This window comes from Frankia sp. CcWB3, from assembly GCF_977927595.1.
Window position 1 is genome coordinate 1 of record NZ_CDWRCK010000266.1, and the last position, 2,228, is coordinate 2,228.

Here is a 2,228-nt window from a genome sequence, read left to right on the forward strand (position 1 = left end):
CCCCCGCCCCCGCGCCCGGCGCCCGGCTCAGTGGTGGAACGATGACTCGCCGTTCCTCCAGCGCCGCCGTCTGCGGCTACCCATCCTTGTCGATCATGTTCTTCGGGGCGCACTCGGCCATCAACCGGTCGGCGTACGGGTCCATCCAGGTGGTCACGAACGTGGCCATGTTCAGCCGCGCGTTGCCGTCGAGCATCAGCTCGTCGTGGACGATCTGGTAGACCGTCTCCGGCGCAATCGACTCCTGCGGCATCCGGAACCGCGGGACCACGACTTCCTCGCCCGACGGGACCAGGTGCGGCCGTACGTCGACCGTCCGCTCCGCCCGATCATCACTCGCCTGGCGATGTAGAGTCATCCTGGATCAACCTCCCAGCCGCGCTGCTGCGATACCGGTGTCAGGCCATGGCCCCCGAGCGGCGCAGCGAGCGGAGCACCTGCTCCTGTTGATGCGGGAGCAGCGCCGGATCGCGTGCGTCGAGCGCGCGCCGCAGCAGATCGTCCGCTCGAGTGTCCTCGCCGGCGGCACGCGCCACACCGGCGGCACGCCACAGGACCGGGCCGCTGTCCGGCGCCGCGTCCAGGACCGCCGCGGTCTCGTCGGATGCCTCCCTCGATCGGCCGAGCCGGGCCAGCGCCAGGGCGCGGGTCGCCCGCACTTCCGTGACGCCGGCGACGTCGGGAGCCAGCCGTGTCACCCGCTCGAGATCCTCCAACGCCGAAACGTCGTCCCCCAGTTCCACCCGCAGCTGTCCCCGCCCGGCAAGGGCGGCCTCCGGTTCCGGAGCGATCGTCAGCACGGTCGAGAAGATGGCGGCAGCCCCCCAGGGCTGGCCGGAGTACCACAGCGCCCGGGCGAGGTCGGCCTGGACGCCGGAGTCGGCCGGCAGCCGCGCGGAAGCGGCCTGAAAATCTTCGATGGCCCGGCCGTACTGACCGCCGCGCAGCAGGAGCCGGCCGATGGCGGCCAGGGCACGGCCCGAACCCTCGGTGTCGGACAGCGATTCGTAGAGTTCGGCGGCCTCACGGTACCCCTGCTCCGCCTGCTCGGGTCGGGCCTGCGCCTCATCGAGCTCGGCCCGCGGGGCCGATGTCCGGGCCGTCGTCCGGGAGCCGTCCGGGCTGCGGAGCAACGCCTCGTCGACATGGCCGCGCGCGGCCACGACATCGCCGTCGGCGAAGCTCACCAGCGCGGCCTGGAGGAAATCGGCCGCACCAGCCGCACCAGCCAAGCGTCCCGCGACGGACCAGTCCGGGAAGGCCTCCTGCAGCGGCGGGATAAGGCGATCGTCGAAGAGCTCGAACCGCCGGGAACCCGAACGCCATTCACTGGCGAGGACATATCGCTCGACCAGTGCGTCGAGGAGGGTGGTGGGCATCCCGGCGGTCGTCTCGATGCCCTCGTCGACGGCTCCCCGCCGGCCGCGTTCGGTGATGAAGGTCCGGGTCAGCCAGGTGCACACCTCCCCGTCGTCGAGGTCGTGTTCCCGGGCCACGGCCACGATCGCCTGGGTCAGATACGCCCCGAGGATCATGCTCGCATCACCGGTCTCCGCCAGCTGGGCGCCGGTGACGGGTTCGGTGGCGGCGGGTTCGGTGGCGGGTCCGGCGGTGACGAGCGGGGAGCGCCAGATGGCCGTCGCCACGAGCTGGAGGTACGCCGGCTGCACCGTGCTGGCGACCAGAACGGACTCCGTCCCGGTAGCGTCCACCACACGGCTGGTGACAAGGCCGTCGACGCAGGCCTGGGCGACACCCGGCGGGAGGCGTCGGCCCGCCGCCCGCAACGGTTCGGTCAGCGCCGCAGTTGCCGAGCGCCGGTCCAACGGTCCGACGGCGACCCTGGCGATCGTCGAGCCACCGGCGAGGGTGTCCTCGTAGGGCGCGAGCGCGGCCCGGTGGTTACGCCGGATCACCAGCAACAGGTGCAGGTCCGGGAGGGCGGCCACGGCCTCACCGAGAACTTCGACGAACTGGGTGCGCAACGGGTCCAGATACGGCGAGTGGGGTACGAAGAAGTCCTCGAACTGGTCCACAGCGGCCAGGATCGGCCGCGCGGAGCCGAGTTGACGGTCACGACCGGCGGCGCCGTGACCGTGCCGCTTGCTCTGGATGGCGTCCACCAGCGACCAGGTGTCGGCGTCGCCCGCCCAACATCGCAGCAACGACTCCAGGTAGGGATTTCCGGTCGAGCGGACCAGGCCATCGTCCGCGTCCGGACCGACCGG

At 71.7% G+C, this 2,228-nt stretch carries 2 protein-coding genes; both read right to left on the reverse strand.

What is annotated here, in order from left to right; translation table 11 throughout:
- Nucleotides 1–76 precede the first annotated feature (76 nt).
- Complete coding sequence (locus ACY5KJ_RS17085) at nt 77–358, reverse strand: hypothetical protein (protein ID WP_462188700.1); 282 nt, start codon at nt 356–358, stop codon at nt 77–79.
- Between the two features lie 40 nt (nt 359–398).
- The coding region (locus ACY5KJ_RS17090) for a tetratricopeptide repeat protein (RefSeq protein ID WP_462203836.1) at nt 399–2,228 on the reverse strand (1,830 nt) is incomplete at its 5' end.

Bases quoted from the DNA above. Each gene is read 5' to 3' on its own strand.
- ACY5KJ_RS17085 (WP_462188700.1), bottom strand. From the start codon at position 358: ATGACTCTACATCGCCAGGCGAGTGATGATCGGGCGGAGCGGACGGTC.